We start from the raw sequence: 2,066 nt of genomic DNA, 5'->3' as shown, positions 1-2,066 counted from the left end.
CGCAGCGATCCTGGTGACAATCTGGACCTGACGCGCCACACGCCGATTTGGGCAATGGTCGAGTGGGGCACCTCGGAGCAGCCAGACCCCATTCATCTGGTAGGCGGCGAGGGGATTGGACACCACGAAACAACAGATCAGCCCGCCATCTATGCCTACGCCCGCCGTCTGCTGCGGCACAATCTCCAGCGCGAGCTACAACCGGGGGAAGCGATTCGCGTCACGATCGTTCTGCCCGAAGGTCGCAGGCTGGCTGAGCGCACGTCCAATGCGGCGTTTGGTGTGGTGGAAGGGCTGTCGCTGCTGGGAACAACTGGAATTTCTCAGCCGCTGAGCGCTCCCGGTCAGCTAGAGGCGTATCGTGAGGAACTGGGGCAAAAGCGCGATCGGTTTAACTGCCTAGTGTTTTGCGTCGGCGAGAACGGTCTGGATTTGGCGAAGCAGTTGGGCATTGATCCCGATCGTCGAATCAAAACGGCAAACTGGCTGGGTCCGCTGCTAGTTGAGGCAGGTGTGCAAGGGGTTCAGGCAATTCTGCTGTTTGGCTATCACGGAAAATTAATCAAGCTGGCAGGCGGCATTTTTCACACGCATCATCACGTCGCCGATGCGCGGCAAGAAATTTTGACCGCGCACGCTGCCAGCATTGGGTTACCCACCGAAGCGCTGCAACTTCTGTTGACCAGTCCGACCACGGAGGAGGGGTTGAACTACTTACGGCGGCTAGATACCGAGAGCGCAGGCGATCGCGTCCAGCAAGTCTATGGCTCAATTGCTCGCACGATCGACCAGCGTGCTAAAACTTACATTCGGACTCATGCTGAGCGCGAGGTTGCCATTGGCACAGTGCTGTTCGATCGTCGGCGTCAAATCCTTGTTAAGAGCGAAATTGGTGCCGCGCTACTAGAGGAAGTTTTGTTACTCTAGGTACAATATTCAGATTTAAGTACGACCTTTAATAACGCAGTTTCGTCAGCGTTTCTTTTGTTCACCCTCGCAACAGTAATCAGGACATCTCCGGTGACTCTCCAAACCGAACATCAGCCGTCGACCAGCGGGCTGGATCAGCTTCATCGCCAGATGATTGTCATCCTGGATTTTGGCTCTCAGTATTCGGAACTCATCGCTCGGCGCATTCGCGAAACGCAGGTCTATTCTGAGGTGCTGTCCTACCGAACGACGCCAGAGGATCTGCGCCAGCTCAATCCTAAAGGCATTATTTTGTCCGGTGGTCCTAGCTCTGTCTACGACAAAAGTGCGCCGCACTGCGACCCAGAAATTTGGAATTTGGGCATTCCCGTTCTGGGCGTGTGCTACGGAATGCAATTGATGGTGCAGCAGTTGGGCGGTGATGTTGAGCGATCGGACCGCGGTGAATACGGCAAAGCGTCGCTGGCGATCGATGATCCCACCGATCTTCTAACCAACGTCGAGGACGGCACCACCATGTGGATGAGCCACGGGGACTCAGTCACGCGGCTCCCAGACGGCTTTGAACTGCTGGCACACACGGCGAACACGTCCTGCGCTGCCATCGCCCACCACGACAAGAAGCTCTATGGCGTCCAGTTCCATCCAGAGGTGGTTCACTCGATCGGTGGACTGGCGCTAATCCGCAATTTCGTTTACCACATCTGCGATTGCGAACCCACTTGGACCACTGCCGCATTTGTCGAAGAATCGATTCGTGAAATCCGCGCCAAAGTGGGCGACAAGCGAGTGCTGCTGGCGCTGTCGGGTGGCGTCGATTCATCGACGCTGGCGTTTCTGCTGTATCGGGCGATCGGCGAGCAGCTAACCTGCATGTTCATCGACCAAGGCTTCATGCGGAAACTAGAACCAGAGCGCTTGGTCAAGCTGTTTCGGGAGCAGTTCCACATTCCGGTTGAGTACGTGAATGCGCGCGATCGCTTTCTGGTGCAGATTCAGGGCGTGACCGACCCCGAAGAAAAGCGCAAGCGCATCGGACACGAATTCATTCGCGTCTTTGAGGAAGAATCTAGACGCCTCGGTCCGTTTGACTACCTGGCACAGGGCACGCTTTATCCCGACGTGATTGAGTCCGC

General features: G+C 56.2%; 2 protein-coding genes. Both read left to right on the top strand.

Going from position 1 to position 2,066, the window contains the following annotated elements; genetic code table 11:
- Positions 1-927 (top strand): cobalt-precorrin-5B (C(1))-methyltransferase CbiD (cbiD, locus tag H6F43_RS11615; protein WP_190342925.1); only part of this gene is annotated, 927 nt, incomplete at its 5' end.
- 153 nt (positions 928-1,080) lie between these two features.
- The coding region (gene guaA / locus H6F43_RS11610) for a glutamine-hydrolyzing GMP synthase (RefSeq protein WP_199290295.1) at positions 1,081-2,066 on the top strand (986 nt) is incomplete at its 3' end.

Source organism: Leptolyngbya sp. FACHB-36 (assembly GCF_014695955.1).
Taxonomy (GTDB): domain Bacteria; phylum Cyanobacteriota; class Cyanobacteriia; order Leptolyngbyales; family Leptolyngbyaceae; genus FACHB-36.
Note: the sequence above shows the minus strand (reverse complement) of the source record. Positions and strands in the feature narration are given on the sequence as shown.